19 protein-coding genes and 1 tRNA gene are annotated in these 23,053 nt (G+C 71.8%); 10 read left to right on the top strand and 10 right to left on the bottom strand.

Annotation, left to right across the window (positions count from 1 at the left end):
- Window positions 1-37: 37 nt before the first annotated feature.
- From hutI to hutH, 3 genes are all read right to left on the bottom strand, one after another.
- Window positions 38-1,252: an imidazolonepropionase gene (gene hutI, locus Microterr_RS09385; RefSeq protein WP_263798217.1), complete on the bottom strand. Its 1,215-nt coding sequence runs from the start codon at window positions 1,250-1,252 to the stop codon at window positions 38-40.
- Window positions 1,249-3,006, bottom strand: a complete 1,758-nt coding sequence (gene hutU, locus Microterr_RS09390) for a urocanate hydratase (protein ID WP_263798216.1) — start codon at window positions 3,004-3,006, stop codon at window positions 1,249-1,251. The genes hutI and hutU overlap by 4 nt, the downstream gene beginning before the upstream one ends.
- 64 nt (window positions 3,007-3,070) lie before the next feature.
- Window positions 3,071-4,666: a histidine ammonia-lyase gene (gene hutH, locus Microterr_RS09395; protein WP_263798215.1), complete on the bottom strand. Its 1,596-nt coding sequence runs from the start codon at window positions 4,664-4,666 to the stop codon at window positions 3,071-3,073.
- Between the two features lie 62 nt (window positions 4,667-4,728).
- On the opposite strand from hutH, the gene Microterr_RS09400 reads away from it, so the two are divergent.
- Window positions 4,729-5,511 carry an IclR family transcriptional regulator gene (locus Microterr_RS09400; protein ID WP_263798214.1) on the top strand — a complete coding sequence of 261 codons (783 nt, stop codon included), beginning with the start codon at window positions 4,729-4,731 and terminating at the stop codon, window positions 5,509-5,511.
- Window positions 5,512-5,532: 21 nt separating this feature from the next.
- Here the strand turns inward: Microterr_RS09400 and Microterr_RS09405 are convergent, their stop codons facing one another.
- The gene (locus Microterr_RS09405; protein ID WP_263798213.1) at window positions 5,533-6,009 is read right to left on the bottom strand and encodes a YbaK/EbsC family protein; all 477 of its coding nucleotides are present in this window, start codon (window positions 6,007-6,009) and stop codon (window positions 5,533-5,535) included.
- Window positions 6,010-6,176: 167 nt separating this feature from the next.
- Here Microterr_RS09405 and Microterr_RS09410 point away from each other — a divergent pair, with 167 nt between their 5' ends.
- The 5 genes from Microterr_RS09410 (at window position 6,177) to Microterr_RS09430 (ending at window position 14,078) form a co-directional block, all read left to right on the top strand.
- Entirely contained in the window at window positions 6,177-7,247 is a 1,071-nt protein-coding gene (locus Microterr_RS09410) for a Glu/Leu/Phe/Val dehydrogenase family protein (RefSeq protein WP_263798212.1), read from the top strand.
- A 48-nt stretch (window positions 7,248-7,295) separates the two neighbouring features.
- The gene (locus Microterr_RS09415) at window positions 7,296-8,291 is read left to right on the top strand and encodes a CAP domain-containing protein (RefSeq protein WP_263798211.1); all 996 of its coding nucleotides are present in this window, start codon (window positions 7,296-7,298) and stop codon (window positions 8,289-8,291) included.
- Window positions 8,292-8,432: 141 nt separating this feature from the next.
- Window positions 8,433-10,025 (top strand): AMP-binding protein, encoded by a 1,593-nt coding sequence (locus Microterr_RS09420; RefSeq protein WP_263798210.1) that lies wholly within the window; start codon window positions 8,433-8,435, stop codon window positions 10,023-10,025.
- Window positions 10,026-10,045: 20 nt separating this feature from the next.
- Window positions 10,046-10,804 carry a ZIP family metal transporter gene (locus tag Microterr_RS09425; RefSeq protein ID WP_263798209.1) on the top strand — a complete coding sequence of 253 codons (759 nt, stop codon included), beginning with the start codon at window positions 10,046-10,048 and terminating at the stop codon, window positions 10,802-10,804.
- Window positions 10,805-11,081: 277 nt separating this feature from the next.
- On the top strand, window positions 11,082-14,078 hold the full coding sequence (locus tag Microterr_RS09430; RefSeq protein WP_263798207.1) for a M1 family metallopeptidase: 2,997 nt from the start codon (window positions 11,082-11,084) through the stop codon (window positions 14,076-14,078).
- Between the two features lie 152 nt (window positions 14,079-14,230).
- On the opposite strand, the gene Microterr_RS09435 is transcribed toward Microterr_RS09430, so the two are convergent.
- The 4 genes from Microterr_RS09435 to galU all read right to left on the bottom strand — a co-directional run bounded on the left by Microterr_RS09435 (window position 14,231) and on the right by galU (window position 16,834).
- A tRNA-Ala gene (locus tag Microterr_RS09435) sits at window positions 14,231-14,306 on the bottom strand.
- A gap of 58 nt (window positions 14,307-14,364) precedes the next feature.
- A complete protein-coding gene (locus Microterr_RS09440; protein ID WP_263798206.1) occupies window positions 14,365-15,219 on the bottom strand; it encodes a large exoprotein in 855 nt (284 codons plus the stop codon).
- A gap of 66 nt (window positions 15,220-15,285) precedes the next feature.
- Entirely contained in the window at window positions 15,286-15,915 is a 630-nt protein-coding gene (locus Microterr_RS09445; protein ID WP_263798205.1) for a GNAT family N-acetyltransferase, read from the bottom strand.
- Window positions 15,916-15,940: 25 nt separating this feature from the next.
- Window positions 15,941-16,834, bottom strand: coding sequence for a UTP--glucose-1-phosphate uridylyltransferase GalU (galU, locus tag Microterr_RS09450; protein ID WP_263798204.1), 894 nt, complete (start codon window positions 16,832-16,834; stop codon window positions 15,941-15,943).
- 35 nt (window positions 16,835-16,869) lie between these two features.
- On the opposite strand from galU, the gene Microterr_RS09455 reads away from it, so the two are divergent.
- The 3 genes from Microterr_RS09455 to mscL are packed head-to-tail and all read left to right on the top strand — an operon-like array spanning window position 16,870 to window position 18,217.
- Complete coding sequence (locus Microterr_RS09455) at window positions 16,870-17,466, top strand: 5-formyltetrahydrofolate cyclo-ligase (protein ID WP_263798203.1); 597 nt, start codon at window positions 16,870-16,872, stop codon at window positions 17,464-17,466.
- Window positions 17,467-17,484: 18 nt separating this feature from the next.
- Window positions 17,485-17,754: an FmdB family zinc ribbon protein gene (locus Microterr_RS09460; protein WP_263798202.1), complete on the top strand. Its 270-nt coding sequence runs from the start codon at window positions 17,485-17,487 to the stop codon at window positions 17,752-17,754.
- Window positions 17,755-17,791: 37 nt separating this feature from the next.
- Window positions 17,792-18,217 (top strand): large conductance mechanosensitive channel protein MscL, encoded by a 426-nt coding sequence (gene mscL, locus Microterr_RS09465; protein WP_263798201.1) that lies wholly within the window; start codon window positions 17,792-17,794, stop codon window positions 18,215-18,217.
- A 182-nt stretch (window positions 18,218-18,399) separates the two neighbouring features.
- Here mscL and Microterr_RS09470 read toward each other — a convergent pair whose 3' ends face one another.
- Window positions 18,400-18,597 carry a hypothetical protein gene (locus Microterr_RS09470; protein ID WP_263798200.1) on the bottom strand — a complete coding sequence of 66 codons (198 nt, stop codon included), beginning with the start codon at window positions 18,595-18,597 and terminating at the stop codon, window positions 18,400-18,402.
- Window positions 18,584-22,309: an AAA family ATPase gene (locus Microterr_RS09475; RefSeq protein ID WP_263798199.1), complete on the bottom strand. Its 3,726-nt coding sequence runs from the start codon at window positions 22,307-22,309 to the stop codon at window positions 18,584-18,586. The genes Microterr_RS09470 and Microterr_RS09475 overlap by 14 nt, the downstream gene beginning before the upstream one ends.
- Before the next feature lie 173 nt (window positions 22,310-22,482).
- Between Microterr_RS09475 and Microterr_RS09480 the strand changes: the two genes are divergently transcribed.
- A complete protein-coding gene (locus Microterr_RS09480) occupies window positions 22,483-23,013 on the top strand; it encodes a methylated-DNA--[protein]-cysteine S-methyltransferase (RefSeq protein WP_263798198.1) in 531 nt (176 codons plus the stop codon).
- Window positions 23,014-23,053: the final 40 nt, after the last annotated feature.

Genomic DNA, 23,053 nt, shown 5'->3' on the forward strand with positions numbered 1-23,053 from the left:
GGGTCGTTGAGCGAGCGCAGCGAGACGAAACGCCCGTTCACCGAGTCAGTTCAGCGCCGCCCCGCCACACCCGCTCGACCAAAGGCACTCCCGGCCGGTAGGCCAGGTGCACGCGCGTGAGCGCGTTCAGCAGCACGAGGTCGGCCCGGGCGCCCGGGGCGATCACGCCCACGTCGTCGCGCCGCAGGGCTCGGGCGCCGCCGGCCGTCGCCGCCCAGACCGCCTCGGCGGGGGTCATCCCCATCTCGCGCACCGCGAGGGCGATCATCAGCGGCATCGAGCTCGTGAAGCTCGAGCCGGGATTGCAGTCGCTGGCGAGGGCGACGGTGACGCCCGCGTCGATGAGCCGCCGGGCGTCGGGGTAGGGCTGTCGGGTCGAGAACTCGACGCCGGGCAGCAGGGTCGCGACCGTGTCGCTCGCGGCGAGGGATGCCACGTCGTCGTCGGAGAGGTACGTGCAGTGGTCGACGGATGCGGCACCCAGCGCGACCGCGATCCGCACGCCGTCGCCCTGGCCGAGCTGGTTGCCGTGCACGCGGATGCCGAGGCCCCGCGCGGCGCCCGCCGCGAGGATGCGCTCGGTCTCCGCGGGGGTGAAGGCACCGGTCTCGCAGAAGACGTCGATCCAGCGGCTGTGCGGTGCGACGGCGTCAAGCATCGGACCGGCGACCAGGTCGACGTAGTCGTCGCGGCGATCGGCATACTCGACCGGCACCACGTGCGCGCCCAGGAAGGTGACCTCGGGCGTCACCTCCGCGGCCAGCCGGGCGAGGCGCTCCTCGTCGGCGACGGTGAGCCCGTAGCCGGTCTTGACCTCGAAGGTCGTCGTGCCCTGCGCGTGCAGCTCGTCGACGAATCCGGACAGCCGGTGCCGCAGCTCGTCGTCGGTCGCCGCGCGGGTCGCGGCCACTGTCGTGCGGATGCCGCCCGCGGCATATGACTGCCCCGCCATGCGCGCGGCGAACTCCTCGGCGCGATCGCCGCCGAAGACGAGGTGCGTGTGGCTGTCGACGAACCCCGGGATGACCGCGCGCCCGCCCGCGTCGACGACCTCGACGGCGTGGGGCTCCCCGCCGGTCGTTGAGCGAGCGAAGCGAGCCGAAGCGTCCGGGGCTTCCGCCGCAGGACCGACCCAGGCGATGCGGTCGCCGACGACGAGCACCGCAGCATCCGTCATCGTGCCGCACGGGTCTCCTTCGGCGCCGACGTTCGTGGTCAGCTCGCCGATGTTCGTGATCAGCACGGCGCTCACAGCATCGGCACCTTCAGGCCGCGCTCGCGCGCGACCTCCTTCGCCCGCTCGTAGCCGGCGTCGACGTGGCGCATGACGCCGGTACCGGGGTCGTTCGTCAGCACGCGCGCGATCTTCTCGGCCGCGAGCGCCGTGCCGTCGGCGACGGTCACCTGCCCCGCGTGGATCGACCGGCCGATGCCGACGCCGCCGCCGTGATGCAGCGACACCCACGAGGCGCCGCTGGCGGTGTTGAGCAGCGCGTTCAGCAGCGGCCAGTCGGCGATGGCGTCGGACCCGTCTGCCATCGCCTCGGTCTCGCGGTAGGGCGAGGCCACCGACCCCGAGTCGAGGTGGTCGCGTCCGATCACGATCGGGCCGGAGAGCTCGCCGGAGGCGACCATCTCGTTGAACTTCAGCCCGGCCAGGTGGCGCTCCTGGTACCCGAGCCAGCAGATCCGCGCGGGCAGCCCCTCGAAGTGAACCTGGCGCGCGGCCTTGTCGAGCCAGCGGTGCAGTGCCGCGTCCTCGGGGAACAGCTCGGCCACGGCACGGTCGGTCTTGGCGATGTCCTCCGGGTCGCCCGAGAGCGCCACCCAGCGGAACGGCCCCTTGCCCTCGGCGAAGAGCGGGCGGATGTACGCGGGCACGAAGCCGGGGAACGCGAACGCGCGGTCGAACCCGCCCAGCTCCGCCTCTCTGCGGATCGAGTTGCCGTAGTCGAACACGGCGGCCCCCGCATCCTGGAATCCGACCATCGCGGCCACGTGCGCCGCCATCGACTCGCGCGCACGGACGGTGAAGCCTTCCGGATCGGCGGATGCTGCCGCCTTCCAGTCCTCGAACGCCACACCGACGGGCAGATACGCGAGCGGGTCGTGCGCGCTGGTCTGGTCGGTGACGATGTCGATCGGGGTGCCACGGCGGAGGAGCTCGGGGAACACTTCGGCGGCGTTGCCGACGACGCCGACCGACAGCGCTTCGCCGGCGGCCTTCGCGGCGACCACGCGCGCGACGGCGGCGTCCAGGTCGGCGGTGTACTCGTCGAGGTACCCGTGCTCGACCCGGCGGGTCAGGCGCGACTCGTCGACGTCGACGACGAGCACCGCGCCGTCGTTCATGGTGACCGCGAGCGGCTGCGCACCGCCCATGCCGCCGCATCCGCCGGTCAGGGTGAGCGTGCCGGCGAGCGACGCGCGGTCGAGCGACCGCGCCACCGCGGCGAAGGTCTCATACGTGCCCTGCAGGATGCCCTGAGTGCCGATGTAGATCCACGAGCCGGCGGTCATCTGGCCGTACATCGTGAGGCCGAGCTCTTCGAGCCGGCGGAACTCCGGCCACGTCGCCCAGTCTCCGACCAGGTTGGAGTTTGCGATGAGCACCCGCGGCGCCCACTCGTGCGTGCGGAACACCCCGACCGGCTTGCCCGACTGCACGAGCAGCGTCTCATCGGGCTCGAGCTCGTCGAGGGTGCGCACGATCGCGTCGTACGCCTCCCACGAGCGCGCCGCCTTGCCGGTGCCGCCGTAGACGACCAGGTCCTCCGGATGCTCGGCGACCTCCGGATCGAGGTTGTTCATCAGCATCCGCTTCGCGGCCTCGGCGCCCCAGCTCTTCGCGGTGCGCTCCGCGCCGCGCGCGGCGCGGACGGTGCGGGCGCCGGGCGGCGTGGCCGCGGCGGCCCGCTCGGTGGCCTGCGTGGTGGCCCGCTCGGTGGCCGGCTCGGTGGCCGGCTCGGTGGCCGGCTCGGTGGCCGACGTGGTCTCGGTGGTCATGGTGTGCTCCTCTGCTGCATCCGTCGTCTCTGCTGCATCCGTCGTCGAGAACAGGTGTTCTGGCTCAGGCAGGATCATCGGCGCCGGCTTCGTCCTGTGCCGGCGAGAACAGGTGTTCCGGCCGAAGCCCCGCGGCCTCGGCCACGGCCCCCGAGAGCACGAGCGCGGTGACCGCCTCGATGTCGGGGCTGACGTAGTGGTCCGGGCCGGGGCCGGCGGCGACCGTGCGCACGAGGTCGCGCACCGCGCCCGTCCCCTGGCCGGGCTGCAGCGGCGCCCGCAGGTCGAGTGCGCGGGATGCCGTGAGCACCTCGATCGCCAGCACCCGGGCGAGCCCGTCGATGCCGCGGCGGAGCTTGCGGGCCGCGGCCCATCCCATCGAGACGTGGTCCTCCTGCATCGCCGAGGACGGGATCGAGTCGACGGATGCGGGCACGGCCAGGCGCTTGAGCTCAGAGACGATCCCCGCCGCGGCGTACTGCGCGATCATCAGCCCCGAGTCGACGCCCACCTCGTGCGCGAGGAACGGCGGCAGCCCGTGGCTGCGCGCCGGGTCGAGCGCCCGGTCGGTGCGGCGCTCCGAGATCGAGGCGACGTCGGCGACCGCGATCGCGAGGAAGTCGAGCACGTACGCGACCGGCGCGCCGTGGAAGTTGCCGTTGGACTGCACCCGCCCGTCATCGGTGATGACCGGGTTGTCGACGGCCGAGGCGAGTTCGCGCGCGGCGATCATGCGCGCATGCTCGACGGTGTCGCGGGCGGCGCCGTGCACCTGCGGCGCGCAGCGCAGCGAGTACGCGTCCTGCACGCGGCCGTCCTCCGGACCCTTGTGGCTCGCGACCATCGGCGAGTCGCCGAGCAGCGCGCGCAGGTTCAGCGCGGACACGGCCTGCCCCACCTGCGGGCGCAGGGCCATCAGGTCGGCGGCGAACACGGCGTCGGTGCCGAGCTGGCTCTCGATCGACATGGCGGCGGCGATGTCGGCGGTCTCCAGCAGCACCGACAGGTCGTGCAGGGCGAGCAGCAGCATCCCGAGCATGCCGTCGGTGCCGTTGATGAGGGCGAGCCCCTCCTTCTCCTCGAGCACGAGCGGAGCGAGGGATGCTGTCGCCAGCGCCTCCGCGGCAGGCACGAGTGCGCCGGATCGATCGCGCACCTCCCCCTCGCCCATCGCCGCGAGCGCGAGGTGCGACAGGGGCGCGAGGTCGCCCGAGCAGCCCAGCGAGCCGTACTCGCGCACGATCGGGGTGATGCCGGCGTTGAGCATGCCCGCATAGGTCTCCACGACCGCCGGCCGCACCCCGGTGTGCCCGGTGGCGAGGGTCTGGAGGCGCAGCAGCTGGAGCGCGCGCACGACCTCCGACTCGACCTCGGCGCCGGTGCCGGCGGCGTGCGAGCGGATCAGGCTGGCCTGCAGCTGCCGGCGGCGGTCCGGCGCGATGAAGGTGGTCGCCAGCGCGCCGAAGCCCGTCGAGATGCCGTAGTGCGGATGCGGGTCGCTCGCGAGCCCTTCGACGAGGGCGCGGGTCGCGGCCACCCGCGCCAGCGCTGCGTGGTCGATCTCGATGCGCGCGCCGTGCCGCGCGACGGCGACGACGTCCTCCGGGCGCAGGGGGGCGGCGCCGACCGTGACGACGTCGGAGGTGGTGATGGTGCTCATGCCCTCGATTCCACACCTCTCCGGTGGGTCGCGACAGGGCGGTGTGGCATCCTGTGTCTGGTATGTCAGACAACTCACCCGAGCGCACGCAGGTGCCCGCCGCCGACCAGACGCTGCGGATCCTGTCGTTCCTCGCGCGCCAGCGCGGCCCGATCGCCGCCCGCACGCTCGCGGACCAGCTCGAGATCCCCCGCTCGAGCGTCTACCACCTGCTCACGGTCCTCGCCGAGCACGGCTACGTCGTGCACCTGCCGGGCGAGCGCCGCTGGGGTCTCGGGACGGCGGCGTTCGAGCTGGGCGGCGGCTATACGCGGCAGGCGCCGCTCGCCCGCATCGGCCGGCCGCTCATCGCCGCCCTCGCCGACCGCGCGGGCGAGAGCGCGCACCTCGCCGTGATGAGCGGGCGCGATGTGGTCTACATCGTCGAAGAGCGCGCCCCGCGCCGCCCCGCCCTGGTGACCGACGTGGGTGTCCGGCTGCCCGCGCACCTCACGGCGACGGGCCGCGCGATGCTCGCCGCGCTCCCCCGTGAGCAGGTCAGGGCGCTCTACCCGGATGCGGCGTCGTTCGCCGATCGCACCGGCCGCGGCCCGGCCACGCCCGGCGCGCTGCGCGAGGTCCTCCGCGCCGCGCGGGCGGACGGGCATGCCTCCGAGGACGGCGAGGTGACCCTCGGGCTGCGCTCGGTCGGTGTCGCCGTCCGCGATCACGCCGGCTGGCCGGTCGCGGCGATCGCCGTCACCTGGTCGGACGAACCGCCGCGGCAGGCTGATGCCCTCGTGCCGCTCGTCGAGACCGCCGCTGCCGAGCTCGGTCGCCGGCTCTACGCCGCGCCGCGACCGTAGGCGACCGCCGGCGCCGCCGGCCTAGTCGACCTTCGCGACGGTGCCGCCGGTGAGACGCACGAGCTCGTCGAACGTCAGTGGGAAGACGGTGTGCGGCGTGCCGCCGGCCGCCCAGATCTCGTCGAACGCGGCGAGCGCCTCGTCGACGATGGTCACGATCGGCGCGGGGTGGCCCGTCGGCGCGACCCCGCCGATCGCCTGACCGGTCGCCTCGCGCACCTGCTCGGGCGTGGCGCGGCGGATCGGGCCGCGGCCGAGCCGCTCGGCGAGCGCCGCCGTGTCGACGCGGTGCGCACCGCTGGTCATCACCAGGAGCGCCTCGTCGTCGCATCGGAACACGAGGCTGTTGGCGATCGCCCCGACCTCGACCCCCAGAGCGGCGGCCGCCAGCGGTGCGGTGGCGGCAGCATCCGGGAGCACGACGATCTCGCCCATGACGCCGGCGCTGCGGAGCGAGTCGTGGACGAGGCGGCTGCGGGGCGAGAGACCGTCGGACATACTGCGACATTACCGATGAGGCGACGCCGACTCGATCGCGCAATCTGCGCAACACCGGAGCCACCGCTTGAACATCCCGCACGGCGGTGATGCAATGGAGGAAGGATGCCGCAACGCCGCGGATCCGGGAGCGCACAGCCCACAAGGCCAGCCGAAGGAAGATCGCAATGACGCCCGCACTGCCCCTGCCCGAGTTCACCCACGAGCGCGTGGAGGTGATCACCGGGCGACGCAGCGGACTCGTCATCATCGTCGCGCTGCACTCCTCCGTCCTCGGTTCCGCACTCGGAGGCGCGCGGCTCTGGTCGTACGCCGGCTTCGGCGACGCGCTGGGCGACGCGCTCCGGCTGTCGGCGGCGATGACGCTGAAGAACGCCGCAGCCGGGCTCGACGCCGGCGGCGGCAAGTCGGTCATCTGGCTGCCGGCGGGCGAGACGCTCGATGCGACGCGCCGCCGCGACGCGTTCCTCGACCTCGGCGACGCCGTCGAGTCGCTCGGCGGGCTGTACCGCACGGCGGAGGACGTCGGCTCGACCACCGAGGACATGCTCGTGGTGAGCGAGCGCACCGCACACGTCGTCGGGCTCCCCGACGCGGTCGGCGGCTCGGGCGAGCCGGCCGGCCCCACGAGCCTCGGCGTGTACGAGGCGCTGCGTGCCACCCTGGAGCGCGTCACCGGTTCGCCGGAGGTGGCAGGTCGCCGGATCACCGTGTCCGGGCTCGGACAGGTCGGGAGCCGGCTGGCCGTGCGGCTCGCGGCCGAGGGCGCCGCGCTGACCGTCACCGACGTCAACCTCACCAAGCGCGACCTCGCCGCCGAGCTCGACGCCGCCTGGTGCGAGCCGGGCACCGAGCACCTCGTGCCCGCGGACGTCTTCGTGCCGGCCGGGATCGGCGGGCTGCTGACCGACGACGTCATCGACGGTCTCGCCGCCCGTGCCGTGTGCGGCCCGGCGAACAACCCGCTGGCCGACCGCACCGGCGCCGACCGCCTCGCCGCCCGCGGCATCCTCTACGCCCCCGACTTCGTGGTCAACGCCGGCGGCGTCATCTACCTCGACCTCGAGGCCAAGCGGATCGGCACCCGCAGCGAGATCATGGCCAGGGTCGGCGCCATCGGCGACACCGTCCGGCGGATCTACGACGAGGCCGAGGCCCGCGGGGTCACTCCGCTGGCCGCCGCAGAGGGGCTGGCGGCGGAGCGACTCGGACACAGGGAGCCGCTGCTCGCGCACTGACGCGTCTTTGGTACCCTCCCCGTGGGGGGAGATCTGGAGACGTTCGTCGTGCCATCCCCCCGGTACCCGTTCCGCCACGCCCGCCTGCTGTCCCTCACCCTCGCCCTGAGCCTCGTGCTCACCGGCGGCACCGCCCTCGCGATCGCGCCCGCGCCGCCCGCCCATGCGGCGGTGAGCATCTCCGGCATGTCCGTCGCGCAGGTCCAGAAGCTGATCTTCGACCAGGTCAACGCACAGCGCACGAAAGCGGGCGTGAAGCCGCTCACGATGAACAGCGGCATCAACAGCGTGGCGACCAAGTGGTCGGGCAAGCAGGCCGCCGCGAAGAAGATGTCGCACAACCCGAACTACAGCAGCCAGATCCCGAGCGGCTGGCGCGCCGCGGGCGAGAACGTCGCCGCCGGGTACGCGCCGACCGCGGTCGTCGGCGCCTGGATGAAGAGCGAGGGTCACCGGAAGAACATCCTCAGCACCTCGTACACGCACATCGGCATCGGGGTCGCCCTCGACTCCGACGGCAGGGCCTATTACACGCAGAACTTCGCTGGCTACTCGAAGGCGCCGGCCGGCACGAACACCAAGCCGAGCAGCACGACCGCCGGCCCCTGCACGGCTCCGACGTCGGGTGTCTCCTCCGCGAGCGGGATCTACATCATCGCCACATCCACCACGACGACACGCGCATCGATCACCTCGCGTGTCGCCCCCTCGACGAGCTGCGCCACCGGCGCCTCGAAGATCGTCTACGGCACGAAGATCACACGGGTGAGCACGTACGGCAGCTTCACCAAGGTCAAGGTGGGCTCGAAGACGTGGTGGGTGAAGTCGACCGACATCCGGCGCTCGCCCGTCCGCTACGCGGCCGGCGTGCTCCCGCTGCGCGCCGAGCCGTCGGCGTCCGCAGCATCCGTCATCACGGTCCCGAAGCACACCAAGCTCCAGTTCCTCGCCTCGAGCGGGTCGTGGCGCAAGGTGGTCGCCACCGGCGGCACCGGCTGGGTGCCGGCGGCATCGCTGCTCACCGCGGACGAGATCGGCAAGTAGGCGCGGCCCGCGGACCGCGACGGCGCGGCGCGGGACTCAGTTCCACCCGAAGGGGGTCGCAGTCTCGCGACCCCGTGGCATGATGGACCGCAATCGGCAGCGCCGCCGAACCGCCGCACGGAGAATCAAGGGAGAATCCTCGTGTTCGAAAGCCCGTACCCCGACGTCGAGATCCCCGCGCTCAGCGTCTACGACTACCTGTTCGGCTCGCTCAGCGACGACGACCTCGGCCGCGTCGCCCTGATCGACCCTGCGACCGGGGCCGAGACGAGCTACGGCGCGCTGCGCGGGCAGATCGATCTGCTCGCCGGCGCCCTCGCCGCCCGCGACGTCGGCCTGGAGACGGTCGTCGGCCTGCTCTGCCCGAACGTCCCCGCCTTCGCCACCGTCTTCCACGGGATCCTGCGCGCCGGCGCCACGGTGACGACCATCAACTCGCTGTACACGCCCGGTGAGATCGAGAAGCAGCTGAAGGATGCGGGGGCCACCTGGCTGATCACGGTCAGCCCACTCCTCCCCCAGGCGAAGGCCGCCGCCGCGGCGGTCGGGATCGCCGACGACCACCTCATCGTGCTCGACGGCGCCGAGGGCCACCCCCACCTGCGCGAGCTGCTGACCGAGGGCCGGCAGGCACCCGAGGTGAGCTTCGATCCGGCCACGCACGTCGCCGTGCTCCCCTACTCGTCGGGCACCACCGGCATCCCGAAGGGGGTGATGCTGAGCCACCGCAACCTCGTGGCGAACGTGGCGCAGTGCGTGCCGAACATGAACCTCACCGCCGACGACCGCGTGCTCGCGGTCCTGCCGTTCTTCCACATCTACGGCATGACGGTGCTGCTCAATCTCGCGCTGCGGCGGCGAGCGAGCCTGGTCACGATGCCGAAGTTCGACCTGGTCGAGTTCCTCACCGTCATCCAGAAGTTCCAGTGCACGTACCTCTACATCGCCCCGCCGATCGCGGTCGCGCTGGCGAAGCACCCGATCGTCGACCAGTTCGACATCTCCAGCGTGCACACCGTCTTCTCCGGCGCTGCTCCCCTCGACGGCGAGACCGCCGAGATCGCCGGTCGGCGCATCAACGCGCGGATGCTGCAGGGCTACGGCATGAGCGAGCTCAGCCCCGTGTCGCACGCGATGCACTACGAGCGCGACGACGTGCCGGTCAGCTCGGTCGGCGCCGCACTGCCGAACGAGGTCTGCAAGCTCATCGACACCGCCACGGGCGAGGAGATCACCGAGATCGAGGAGAACGGCGCGACGCGGCCGGGCGAGCTGCTGGTGAAGGGGCCGAACGTGATGCTCGGCTACCTGAACAACCCCGAGGCGACCGCCGAGACCCTCGACGCGGACGGCTTCCTGCACACCGGCGACGTCGCCGTGTACCACGAGGGCGGCTACTTCTCGATCGTCGACCGCGCGAAGGAGCTGATCAAGTACAAGGGCTACCAGATCGCGCCGGCCGAGCTCGAGGCGCTGCTGCTCAGCCACCCGAAGGTGATGGACGCGGCAGTGATCGGGGTCAACGACGAGGACAAGCAGGAGATCCCGAAGGCCTTCGTCGTCGCCGCGCCCGACTCCGGTCTCACAGCCGAGGACGTGATGGCGTTCGTCGCCGAGAACGTCGCCCCGCACAAGAAGGTGCGCAGGGTCGAGTTCATCGACGCGATCCCGAAGTCGACCGCCGGCAAGATCCTGCGCAAGGATCTCCGCGCGCGGGAGGCCACGGCCGCCTGACCGACCCGTAGGGTGAGCCCATGGGTGTGTGGCTCGCCGCGCTGAGCGGCATCATCGGCGGCGGGATGCTGCTCGTCGGCGCCGCGATCGCGTGGTTCGTCGACATCCCGCAGCGCGTCGTCGCCGCGATCATGGCGCTCGGCGCGGGCGTGCTGATCTCGACCCTCGCGTACGAGCTGGTCGAGGAGGCCGCTGCGGACGGCGGGCTCGTGCCCACGGTGATCGGCTTCCTCGCCGGTGCGCTGATCTACACGGCCGCCGACTGGCTGGTCTCGCGACCCGCGAAGCCCCACTCAGACGGCGTGCCCGCGAACGCCGTCCGCCGCCGCTCGGCGGCGAAGCTCGGCGGAGGCAGCGGCATCGCGATCGCCCTCGGCGCGCTGATCGACGGCATCCCGGAGTCGATCGTGATGGGGCTCTCGGTCATCGGCGGCGGCCTCAGCATCCCGATCGTCGCCGCCGTGGCGATCAGCAACGTGCCGGAGGGACTCGGCTCGACGGCCGAGCTCAAGCGCAGCGGCGCGTCGGCGCGCCGCGTGTTCGCTCTCTGGGGCAGCATCGCCGCGATCACCGTCGTCGCCGCCGTGGTCGGCTACACGGCCTTCCAGTCGGCCTCGCCCGAGCTCACCGCCCTCGTCACGACGATCGCCGCGGGCGGCCTGCTCGCGATGATCTGCAGCACCATGATCCCGGAGGCGTTCGAGGAGCAGCACCTGCTCACGGGCCTCTGGGCGACAGCGGGCTTCCTCGGCGCGTTCGTGCTCCACGAGGTCTCCTGACCCGCTGACCCCTTCCTCCCCCGAGCTCGACCCGCCCGGAACAGGTCCCTACACCCGCCCGGAACAGGTCCCTCCACCCGCCCAGAACAGGTGTTCCGGCGGAGGCAGGAAGAAACGGGCATCCAACGTCCTGCACACGCCAGAACACCTGTTTCGGGCAGAGGATCCGCGCCCGGAACGCCGCCGACACGAACGGGAAACATCGGCTCCCTAGCGTGTGGAATCGTGCGCGACTGCGCGCGACTCTCGACACGCACGATGACCTTGGGGGCCATTCATGGCGACGAAATCCGACGTGAGGGGTGCCCGTCTGCGGCGCGTCCTCGCACTCTCCCTTCCACTGCTGATCACGGGCGGCACGCTCGTCGGTCTGCCGGCGGCGGCACACGCCGCCGACGAGCCGATCGACGGTGCGCACACGTCAGGGGACGCGATGTTCCCGAACGTCGGCAACGGCGGCTACGACGCGCTGCACTACGACGTCGATCTGGCGTGGACGCCCGACGCCACGCAGTCCGGCAGCTACATCGCCGGCTCGATCGTCGCGACCAGCACGATGACCGCGAAGGCAGAGGTGCCGCTGAAGTCCTTCTCGCTCGACTTCGAGGGGCTCGAGATCGACGCGGTGACGGTCAACGGCGTCGCCGCCACCTGGGAGCGCATCGTCGACCCCGGCACCATCACGTTCAAGCTCGTGGTCACTCCGGCGACGCCGGTCAGCGGCGAGTTCACCACCGAGGTCCGGTACCACGGCACCCCGAGCTCGCACACCGACCTGGACGGCTCGTCCGAAGGCTGGAACCGCACGAGCGACGGGGCGACCTTCCTCGGGCAGCCCGTGGGCGCGATGACCGGCTACCCGGTCAACAACACGCCGTCCGACAAGGCGACCTACGTCTTCACCCTCGACGTCCCGACGACGCTCAACACCGTCGCCGGCACCGCGCCGGGCACGGCTGCGGCCGTGAGCAACGGCGAGCTCACCGCGAAGACGGCGTCCGAGGACGGCACGCGCACGACGTGGGAGTGGACCCAGACGAAGCCGATGGCGTCGGAGCTGGCGCTCATCTCGATCGGCCGCTACGACGTGATCGAGTCGCAGGTCACCCTCAGCGACGGCTCGGCGATCCCCGCCTGGTCATTCATGGAGTTCGGCCTGTCCTCGGCGAACAAGACGACCATCACGAACCGCGTCGGGCAGCTCGGCACGATCATCCGCAACCTCGAGACGCTCTACGGCCCGTACCCGGGCAAGAGCACGGGCGTCGTCGTGGACTCCGTCCCCAGCGGCATCAACTACGCGCTCGAGACGCAGGACCGCTCGTTCTTCCCGTCCGCGAGCTCGGTGGGCGGGAACACGCTCATCCACGAGCTGGTGCACCAGTGGTACGGCGACAGCGTGTCGCCGGTCACGTGGACCGACATCTGGATCAACGAGGGCATGGCCACCTGGGGCCCGACCTTCTACAACTCCACCGCCGGGTTCGGCACCAGCACGACGCAGACGGAGACCTCGTACTTCAACTCCTGGAACAACTCGGCGAGCACCTCGGCGAACTGGGCGATCGCACCGGGCGGGCAGACCGACTCGGCCGAGCTGTACAGCTACCAGACGTACACGCGGGGCGCGCAGTTCTGGGAAGCCCTCAAGACGGCGATCGGCGACACCGCGTTCTTCAGCCTGATCAAGAAGTGGCAGACCGACAACGCCGGCACCAGCAAGAGCGGCGCCGACCTGAAGGACCTCGCTGAGGAGCTCTCCGGGCGCGACCTGACCGCGTTCTACCAGGACTGGATCCTGGATGCGGACAAGCCCGCGTGGCCCGAGAAGCTCTCGGTCACGCTGGCCGCCGCGGGCGGCGCGCCCGTCGAGCGAGGCGACACGGTGACGTACACGCTCACCGCCGCCAACACGGGCCGCGTGCCGCTGGCCACGTCGGTCGTGACGGTCGACCTGAGCGAGGTCCTCGACGCTGCGACGATCGACGCCGCGGCGCTGCCGGCCGGGCTCACGCTCAACGGCACGACGCTCACCTGGGCGGTGCCCGCCACGGCGACGGCCGCCTCGAGCACGGCGAGCTTCGCCGCGGTGGTCTCGGACGACGCATCGGGCACGGAGCTGACCGCGACCGCCCGTGTGGCGACGCTCGGCGGCACCTGCGCGACCTGCGCATCGTCGCTCGAGATCGCCACGTACGACGTCGCCTCCGCGGCGCCGGTGATCAGCGGCACGGCAGCCTACGGCTCCACGCTGACGGCCGTCACCGACGGATGGACCGAGGGCACCGCCTTCGCGTACCAGTGGGCGCTCGACGAGACACCCGTCGAGGGCGCGACCGACCCGACCTTCGTCATCCCGGCGACGGCTGTCGGCAAGACCGTGACGGTCACGGTGACCGGATCGAAGGAGCACTTCTCCCCGGTCACCCTGACGAGCGACCCGACGGACGCGGTCGTGACCGCGCCGTTCACCGCGTCGCCCGTGCCGACGATCGCGGGATCGGCCGTCTTCGGCACGACGCTGACGGCATCCGCGGGCGTCTGGGACGAGGGCGCCGAGCTCGCCTACGAGTGGCTGCGCGATGGCGAGGCCATCAGCGGAGCGACAGGTGCGAGCTACACGCTCGGCCTGGCCGATCTCGGATCGCGGATCTCGGTGGCGGTGACCGGCACCAAGCCCGGGTTCACCACGGTCACCCGGACGAGCGCCGCCACGGCGCCGGTCGTCACGGCGTCGCTGAGCTCGAAGGCGACGGCCACCATCTTGGGCTCCGCGGTCTACGGGAAGAAGCTCACCGCGACGGTCAGCGGGTGGGACGACAGCACGTCGCTCACCTTCCGCTGGCTGCGCGACGGCGTCGCGATCGGCGGAGCGGTCGGCACGAGCTACACGCTGACGTCGAAGGACATCGGCGCCAGGATCTCGTTCGTCGTCGCCGGGGTGAAGCCCGGATACGCGACGAAGATCATCTCGAGCACCGCGACGGCGAAGGTGGCTGCGCTCAGCTTCCCCTCGGCGGCGACCGTGAAGATCACCGGCACCGTGAAGGCCGGCAAGACGCTCTCGGCGGCCCTGTCGGGCTGGCCGGCCGTGTCGAAGAAGGTCAGCTACAGCTGGTACGTGGACGGCAAGAAGGTGAGCAGCGCGTCGACGCTGACCCTCGCCAACAGCCACGTGGGCAAGAAGGTGTACGTGAAGGTCACGGTCGCGGCGGCCAACTACACGTCGAAGACCGTCACCAGCAAGGTCACCGGCAAGGTCGCCAAGCGCTGACGACTGCCGACCGCTGAAGGAGGGCCCCGTCGCTGTTCGCAGCGGCGGGGCCCTTCGCTGTGCGGGTCGGCTGCTGCGGGTCGGCTGCGCCGCCCTGCTCCCCCTCGCGGAAATGCAGAAGGCCCCCGGCGAGCGGGGGCCTTCTGGGCTGGTGGTGGACCTGAGGGGATTCGAACCCCTGACCTCTTCATTGCGAACGAAGCGCGCTACCAACTGCGCCACAGGCCCAAGAACCTCGGCTACATTATCACGCTCGGCGCGTGGTTCTGGAATCGAGGAGGGGCCGCTACTGACCCACGGCGCGCTGCGCCAGCAGGGCCCTCACGTGCGCCTCGATCTCGTCGTCCGAGGCGGTGCGCGCGAGGCGCGCGGTCTGGATGGATGCGGGGCGCAGCGCCTCTGCGCGCTCGCGCATCGCCTCGTGCACGCCCGCCTGCTCGAGCGCCGCGCGCGCGGCCTCGGCGTCGAGCACCCGGGCCGCACGAGACCCGGCGGAGGCCGTCAGCGGGCGCGGGAGCTCGCGCGGCTGCCAGCCCGCACGGGCGGGTGCGAGTTCGAGATCCTGCACGGCCAGATCGCGGCGGACGACCGCATCCGGCAGCACTTCGCGGACGGCCGCGCGGGCCGTGACCCTGGCCATCCGGCGCAGCATCACTGCGCAGCCGGCCGCCACGGCGACAGACGTCCACAGCAGGGCCTGGGCACCGGTCTGCACGACCAGCCACCCGCCCAGCAGGGCCAGGGCGAGGGCCGCGAGGGTCGTGGTGGTGAGGGCCAGGCGGGTGCGCCGGCGTGCGCGGGCACGGCGTGCCTCGGGAAGCTCGCGGGCGGCGATCTTCTCGAGGCGCGCGTGGTCGAGGTCGATCCTGGCGTGCTCGAGAGCAGCGTGCTCGCGTTCGGCGAGCGCACGGCGGGCGAGCTTCTGCTGGGCGAGCGCGGTGCGCGCGTTGAGCTCGAGTCGCACCTCCTGGGGCGTCTCGCTCGTCTCGGCCAGCACGCGCAGCGCCTGGTTGAGACGGACGGCGTTGCGCTCAGCCGCGTCGTACTGCCGGCGGCTGTGCCAGCTCGGCAGGAGATAGACGAGCCAGAGCACGACGGCGACTAGTACGACCACGCCGCCACCGAGCACCTGCCCACCCATGCCGCCAACGGTATGCGACAAGCGGTCTCCAGCCCGCGCATGCGGTGCGCGTGTCGCGCTGTCCTTTCAGGTGCGGAGGCGATCCGCGGGAGGGATGGCGGCAGCATCCTGCGGTGCACGGCCTTGCAGCCACCGCTGCAGCACGCCGCCAGGCACCTCTTCGCGGACGAGCGCGAAGGCGTAGTGGTCGCGCCAATCGCCGTCGATGTGGATGAACCGGCGACGCATGCCCTCGTACCGGAAGCCGAGCTTCTCGACCACCCGCAGGCTCGCGAGGTTCTCCGGCCGGATGCAGATCTCCATCCGGTGCAGGTTCAGCTCGCGGAAGCAGACGTCCGTGGCCAGCGCGACCCCGGTCGGGGTGATCCCGCGGCCGGCGAACCGCTCGCTCACCCAGTAGCCGATCGTCGCCGACGACAGCGACCCGCGCGCGATGCCCCAGACGTTCAGCGTGCCGGCCAGCTCGCCGTCCCACTCCATCACGAAGGGCACGCCCTGGCCGTCGCGGTACTGCTGCAGCAGCCGGCGCACGCTCGCGCGCATGTCCATCGAGACCACGCCGTCGGGGCTCGTCGCCTCCCACCGCCGCAGCCAGGCGCGGTTGGTCATCAGCTCGTTCTGCAGCGTGCGCGCGTCGCGCTGGCGCACGAGCCGGATCGACACCTTGCCGTGCTGGCGCGGGCCAGAAAGATCCACCGCGCTCCCCCTCGTGACGGCAGCGTCAGAGACCCGCTGCGAACTCCTTGAACCACGGGCGCAGGTCGGGACCGAGATCATCGCGGTCGGCGGCCAGCTGCACGATGGCCTTGATGTAGTCGACCCTATCGCCGGTGTCGTAGCGGCGGCCGCGGAAGATGACGCCGCGCACGCCAGGACCGTCCGGGTCGGCCGCGAGCTCCTGCAGCGCGTCGGTCAGCTGGATCTCGCCGCCCTTGCCCGGCTCGGTGCGCTCGAGGATCTCGAACACCGACGGGGCGAGCACGTAGCGGCCGATCACCGCGAGGTTCGACGGCGCGTCCTCCGCCTTCGGCTTCTCGACGAGTCCGGTGACCGTGACCACGTCAGCGTCGTCGCCGTCTCGCTCCACCGCGGCCGCGCCGTACATGTGGATGTGGTCCGGCGAGACCTCCATCAGCGCGACGATCGCGGCACCGGTGCGCTCGTGCTCGGCGAGCATCAGCGTGAGCAGCTCGTCGCGCTCGTCGATCAGGTCGTCACCGAGCAGCACGGCGAACGGGTGGTCGCCGACGTGCGCCTTGGCGCGCAGCACGGCGTGCCCGAGGCCCTTCGGCTCGCCCTGGCGGACGAAGTGGATGTCGGCGAGGTCGCTCGAGGCCATCACCCGGCGGAGGCGATCGTCGTCGCCCTTGTCCTTGAGCTTCACCTCGAGCTCCGGCACCGCGTCGAAGTGGTTCGAGATCGCGTTCTTGTTGCGGCCGATGATGACGAGGATGTCGTCGATCCCGGCCTGCACCGCCTCCTCCACGACGTACTGGATCGCGGGCTTGTCGACGACGGGCAGCATCTCCTTCGGCATCGCCTTCGTTGCGGGCAGGAAGCGAGTACCCAGCCCGGCGGCGGGGATGACGGCTTTGAACGACTTGGCGGGAGGCATGAGGCACACTCTATCCGGGCGCCTAGAATCGACGCATGTCCGACGCCATCGCCGATGCCAAGCGCGCGCTGCGCGCGGATCTCCGCGAGCGCCGCCAGAACCTCTCCTCCTCGGCACGGGATGCTGCGGCCGCCGGCATCCGCAGCCAGCTCGATGCGCTGGTCGAGCGCGTCGGTGCGCGGTCGATCTCTTGCTTCCTGTCCACGCCGACCGAGCCCGGCACGCGCGAGTTCGTCAATGCGGCGGTGGCCCGCGGCATCCGCGTCCTCCTTCCGGTGACGCGCGCCGACGGCCTGCTGGACTGGGCCGTCGCCGGCGACGGGGACGACATCGTCGAGGGGATGTTCGGCCTGCCCGAGCCGGTCGGCGAGCTGCTCAGCCCGATGGCCGTGAACGACGTCGACCTCCTCGTCATCCCCGCAGCCGCCGTCGACCGCACCGGCATGCGGCTCGGCTGGGGGCGCGGCTACTTCGACAAGACGATCGGGTCGATGGAGAACTGCCCGCCCGTGTACGCCGTCATCTTCGACTCGGAGCTCGTCGACGACGTCCCCCGCGACCTCCACGATCAGCCGGTCACCGGCGTCGTGACACCCACTCAGACCCTTGAACTGGCGCCGACGCGGCGCTGACCTCCCCCGGAGCACACCATGCCTACCTACGCCTATGCCTGCCGCGCGTGCGGCCACCGTTTCGACGCCGTGCAGTCCTTCGCCGACCCGACGCTCACCGAGTGCCCCGAATGCGGCGGCGAGCTGCGCAAGGAGTACGGCTCGATCGGAGTGACGTTCAACGGCTCCGGCTTCTACCGCACCGACTCGCGTGCGAGCGGCGGATCCTCCTCGGGTGGCGGCACGAGCACGTCTTCGACATCATCGAAGTCTGAGGCAAAGGCCTCACCCGCACCGTCGGGTTCGTGAGCCGGGTCGCCCGGCCGTCATCGAGGGGGCTGCACCCATGATCAAGGGCTTCAGGGACTTCATCACCCGCGGCAATGTCATCGACCTCGCGGTCGCGGTCGTCATCGGCGCGGCGTTCACCGCGATCGTGACGGCGCTCGTCGAGGGCTTCATCAACCCGCTCATCGGGCTCATCTTCCAGGTGGGCGATCTGAGCAAGTGGGTGTGGGTCGTTCCCTCGCTGACCGGTGGAGGCAAGTCGACGTTCGCGATCGGCGGGATCCTCGGCGCGATCATCAACTTCCTCGCCGTGGCCGTGATCGTCTACTTCGTCTTCGTGTACCCGATGAACAGGTTCAAGGAGCGCGCAGCGGCGAAGGCCGGCGTCGCCGAGGAGGAGGCCTCCGACCTCCCGACCGAGCAGGAGCTGCTCATCCAGATCCGCGACCTTCTGGCGACCCAGACTCCCCCCACAGGTCGCTGAGCGAAGCCCCTCTCCCTCACCGGGTCGTTGAGCGAGCGAAGCGAGGTTCCCTCGCGGGTCGTTGAGCGAGCGAAGCGAGACGAAACGTACCCCGCGTCAGGTTTCGATACGGCGCCGGGGCGCCTACTCACCCTTGACCCGACGCGCGTCAACGCAGCTTCGCAGCATTGACCCGCGTCGCGTCAATAGTGCGGCGGCACGTCCCGGCGGAGCCGCTCGTCGTTCGGACCGGATGCGGCGGCCTCCCCGCTCGGGGCGGGCTCAGCATCCGTCTCCTCGTCCGACGGCACCGGCTCGGCCGATGAGCCGGGCGCGGGCGTGAGCTTCGCCCGGCGCGAGCCGGCCACCCGGACGATGCGCTGACGGTTACTCGATGACATCGATCGGCTGGGTGTCGGGGTCGGCGGTCGCCGAATCCGGCGCGACGCCGAGCATCGCGGCGATCCGCGCCGCCACGCCGGCCGGGTCGCTGTACAGGTCGAACGAGTGCACGCGCACGTAGTGCCAGCCGAGCCTGCGCAGGATCTGCGGGCGCAGTCGCAGCGACTCGCGCAGGGACTCGCCGATCGTCTCGGGGTCGCTCTCGACCACGACCGCCTTGCCGCCGTGCTGGGCGACCAGCGGCAGCAGGCCGCGGTAGTGCACGTCGACCGAGACGCCGAGACGGCGCAGCTCACGGGCGAGCGAGCGGGTGAGCGGGTCGGCGAGGTCTTCGAGGCGCGCCTCGCGCGAGCGGGCGGCGATGTTGCCGAGAATGCCCATCAGGGTCGCCGCGCCGTACTCGAGGCGTCCGTCGTCGAACGCGGACGGCCGGATCGACGAGACGATCACCATCGAGCGACGGGCACGGGTCATGCCGACGGTCAGCAGCCGCTCGCCGTCGGGGGTCGACAGGTCGCCGAAGTCGCTGAGGACGCGACCGTGCTTGGTCAGTCCGAAGCCCAGCGAGAGGATCACGCGGTCGCGGCTCTCGGCCACCGACTCCTCGAGGCTGAGCACGGCGAACGGCTCGGCGGTCTCGCGCGAGACGAAGTCGGCGACGTCGGAGCGGCCGGCGAACGCCGCCTCGACGGCGGCGCGGATGCGGTCGGCGTGACGCTCGCTGGCGGTGATCACCATGAGCGACTCCGAGCCGCGGTTGACCGCGTGCTCGACGACGAGCGTGACGACGCGCGCCACCTCGGCGTCGGGGCTCTCGACCGCGCCGGTGATCGGGTCGGGCGCGCCGACACCGCCCTCGACGTAGTCGACGCTGAGGCTGCCGCGGCCGAGGTACGAGCCGGCCCAGGGCAGCGACACGATCTCGCCGCCGTAGAACGCCTCGTTGACGAGCTCGGCGAGATCCTCGCCGCCGGCGCGGTAGCTGCGCGTCAGGGTCTCGACCGGCAGCAGCTCGGCGAGCCGCTCGAAGACGCTGACGTCGTCGAACTCCTCCTCGAGCTCGTCGTCCGGACCGGGGATGCCGGCGGCCACACGGAACGGCGTCGGCTTCTGCGTCACCGGGTCGCCGAACACGACGACCTGGCGGCTGCGCCGCAGGGCGGGGGCGGCCTCGGCGAGGGCGAGAGCCGCAGCATCCGCGATCAGGACGACGTCGAACGCCATGTCGTCGGGGAGGAAGGGCACGTCGTAGGGCGACGCGATCCACACCGGCGCGAGCGTGCGCAGCAGCGTGGGAGCCGCGGCGGCCAGCTGAACGGGCGTCGGCTCGCCCTGCGTGAGGGCGCGCTTCAGGGCGCTCGCCTCACGGGGGTGGTCGACGATGCCGATGCGCCACTGCGTCGCCAGCTGGGCGGCCAGGAGCGGACCCGATGCGGCGGCGTGCGCCTCGTCGACGAGCCGGAAGTCGCGCTCGAGCCGGTCGGCGACGGAGGTGTTGGCGCCGAGCAGTGCGCGGTCGCTGCGGAGCAGGTGCTCGAGGGCCGACTGCCACCAGGCGAATTCCAGCTCCGCGCCGACGCGGTCTTCCGGCACGTGGCGGACCGACAGCTCGGTGAGCAGGCCGTCGAGCCCAAGGGCAGCGAGCTCGCCGCGGAGCGTGGCGCGTTCGACGAGGTTCTCGAAGACCGCGGAGTCGGCCGCGAGCGAGGCGAGGATGCGCACGAGCTGCGTGATGGGCTGCATGGCCAGGCGGGCGGTGCCCGAGCGGCCGAGGATCGCGTCGAGCTCGCCGAGCTCGGCGTCGACCCGCTGCCACGCCACCTGCACGTCGGCGAGGCCCAACGGCACCTCGGGGACGACCCCGGCGGCCACGAACCGCTGCCACTCGGTGCGCTGCTGCTGGACGCGCAGCAGGGCCTCGTGCATGTCGGTGATGTGCACGCCCGGGCGGATGTACTCCTTCGACAGCTTCCGCAGTCGACGACGGTTCGGCGCCGTCATGTTCGGCGCGTCGCGGCGAGGCGCGTGCGCCTGGATGAGCTCGGTGAGGGGGCGCTCGAAGACGGTGGGGCTGAAGCGGTCGAGCGAGTCGCGGATGCCGCGCAGCAGGCGCAGGTAGGCGCCCATCTCGGCAACCGTCTCGAACGGGCGCATGCGCGTCTGCGCGATGAGCTCGTAGCCGCGCTCGACGAGCGACGGCACGCCCTGGCGATGCAGCTTGCCGGCGAGCGCGTGCGCCGAGTTCGCCTGGATCGTCGAGTCGAACGACACCCCGTACCAGGGCGAGTCGTCGGGCCCGAAGCGGAACTCGCCCAGGCGGGCCGCGGTGGCGAGCTTCGCAGCCGCCTCGGGGCGCGCCGAGGCGAGGCGCCCGAGCGTGTCGCGGTCGAACCGGGTCTGCGCGGTCGGCGCGGGCGTGACCTGGGCGAGCTCGGACAGCTCACGGAGGATCTCGAGCACCGACACGCCCAGCGCGCCGTGACGCACGGTCACGGCCGAGCGGTAGTCGCGCAGCACGCCGCGCAGGCGCACGAGGGCGTCGTCGACGTCGGAGGTCTTGGGCTGCTCGGCCTTCTCGTTGCGGCCGATCGCCCGGATGAGGTCGCGCCGCAGGTGCCGGGGCGACACCGCGAGGCCGGGGAGGCCGATGCCGCCGAGCCGGTGGCGGACGCCCTCGAGCGTGGAGCGGCGGGCGCTCACGACGAGCACGCGCTTGCCGTCGCGCACGAGCGCACCGAGGGCGTTGATCACGGTCTGCGTGCCGCCGGTGCCGGGAAGCGTGTGCACGACGAGCGACTGCCCTGCGGCGATGCGCGCGAGGACTCGCTCCTGCTCGGCGTCGGCATCGAGGAGGAGCGTGTCGGATGCGGGGGCCCGCTCGTCGGGGCTCACCACCGGCGACGCGGACGGCTGCACCGCCAAGGCCTCGCGGTCGGAGGCGTGACCCGCGAGCGCGTTCAGCACCGGGTGGTCGAGCTCGACGGTGTCGCGCACCATCTGCGCGGCGACGTCGGCGAAGCTCGACACCACGAGCCGCGGCTTGACCACGAACGAGTCGATCGAGCGGGTCAGCGCGCGCAGCTGGTCGATGACGGGCTGGGGCTTGAAGACGCCGTCGTCGATGGCGAGGGCGGCCAGCGCCCGGCCGTCGACCTGGATGCCGAAGTGCACGCGCAGGGCGTGCACGAGCTCGGGGTTGACGATGAACGACGAGTGCAGCTTGAGCTCGAAGTCGGCGTGGTGGCGGCGGATCGCGAGCGGCCGCAACAGCACCGGGGCGGTGCACGGCATGCCGCCGATCTTCCAGGTGGCGAGGCCAACGGCGAGGTGCACCGGCTCGATGCCGCGCGCGGTGCGCAGCTCGACGTTCTTTGCGGTGATGCGCTCGGCGGCCAGATGCGCGTTGCGCAGGGCGACCTCGTCGCGGAACAGGTTCGACACGAGGGTCGACCGGCCGGTCAGGAACTGCGGCAGGCTGCCAGGGTGCGCCTTGGTGATCTCGAGGCCCGCGTCGACCTCGTCGTCGAAGTGCAGGAGGGTGGAGCGGCCGCCGAGCTGGGCCGCCTGGCCCCGCAGGCGGTCGCGTTCGGGCTCGGCGACGTGCACGACCGTCACCCCGGGCTCCGAGAGCCCGAGGTCGCTCGGAGTCACCGCTGCCGCGGTGACGATGTCTTCCTCGCCGACCACGGCGCTGCCTTCAGCTCGCCACACAGAGATCACCCTAAGCGCGCGTGTCGCGCTGGCCCGTCACCGCGACAGGGTGTCGGCCGATTGCCGACACGCCGGATGACCGGCCGTTCCTCCCCAGGCGGGCGGCGACAGCATCCGTCCCCCGTTCGACCGTGCCGCGGCCGCCGATCGCCGGGGCGCGCCAGGATGGTCGCATGACCTCGGCGCCGTTCACGTTCCACCTGCACCCGTCCCCCATCGGGGAGGTGCTCATCGTCTCGGGCGCCGACGGCATCGTGACCCTGCACCCGCTGCGCGACGACCTGTCGGCCTCGCTGAGCGGCCTCGAGCACCAGCTCGACGCGGCGCTCGCGCCCGACGACACCACCGCGACGGCACGAGCGGCCGGTGCCCAGCTCGACGAGTACTTCGCCGGCGAGCGCACCGACTTCGATCTGCCGCTCGACTGGCGGCTGGTGCGCGGGTTCACACTCGACGCGCTGCAGGCGGTGTGCCGCATCCCGTACGGCGAGACCGCCGGGTACGGCGAGGTGGCGATCGACGCGGGTCGTCCCCGCGCGGCCCGCGCGGTGGGCACGGCCTGCGCGACCACGCCGTTCTCGATCGTGGTGCCGGTGCATCGTGTGGTCCGCGCCGACGGGTCGCTCGGCGAATACGGCGGGCATCCCGAGATCAAGAGGTTCCTCGTGGACCTCGAACGCGATCGGCCCGTGGCAGGCGAGTAGGCCGCCTGCGCAGCGCGGCCCGGGTTCCCCACCCGGGCCG

This window comes from Microbacterium terricola (genome assembly GCF_027943945.1).
GTDB lineage: Bacteria > Actinomycetota > Actinomycetes > Actinomycetales > Microbacteriaceae > Microbacterium > Microbacterium terricola.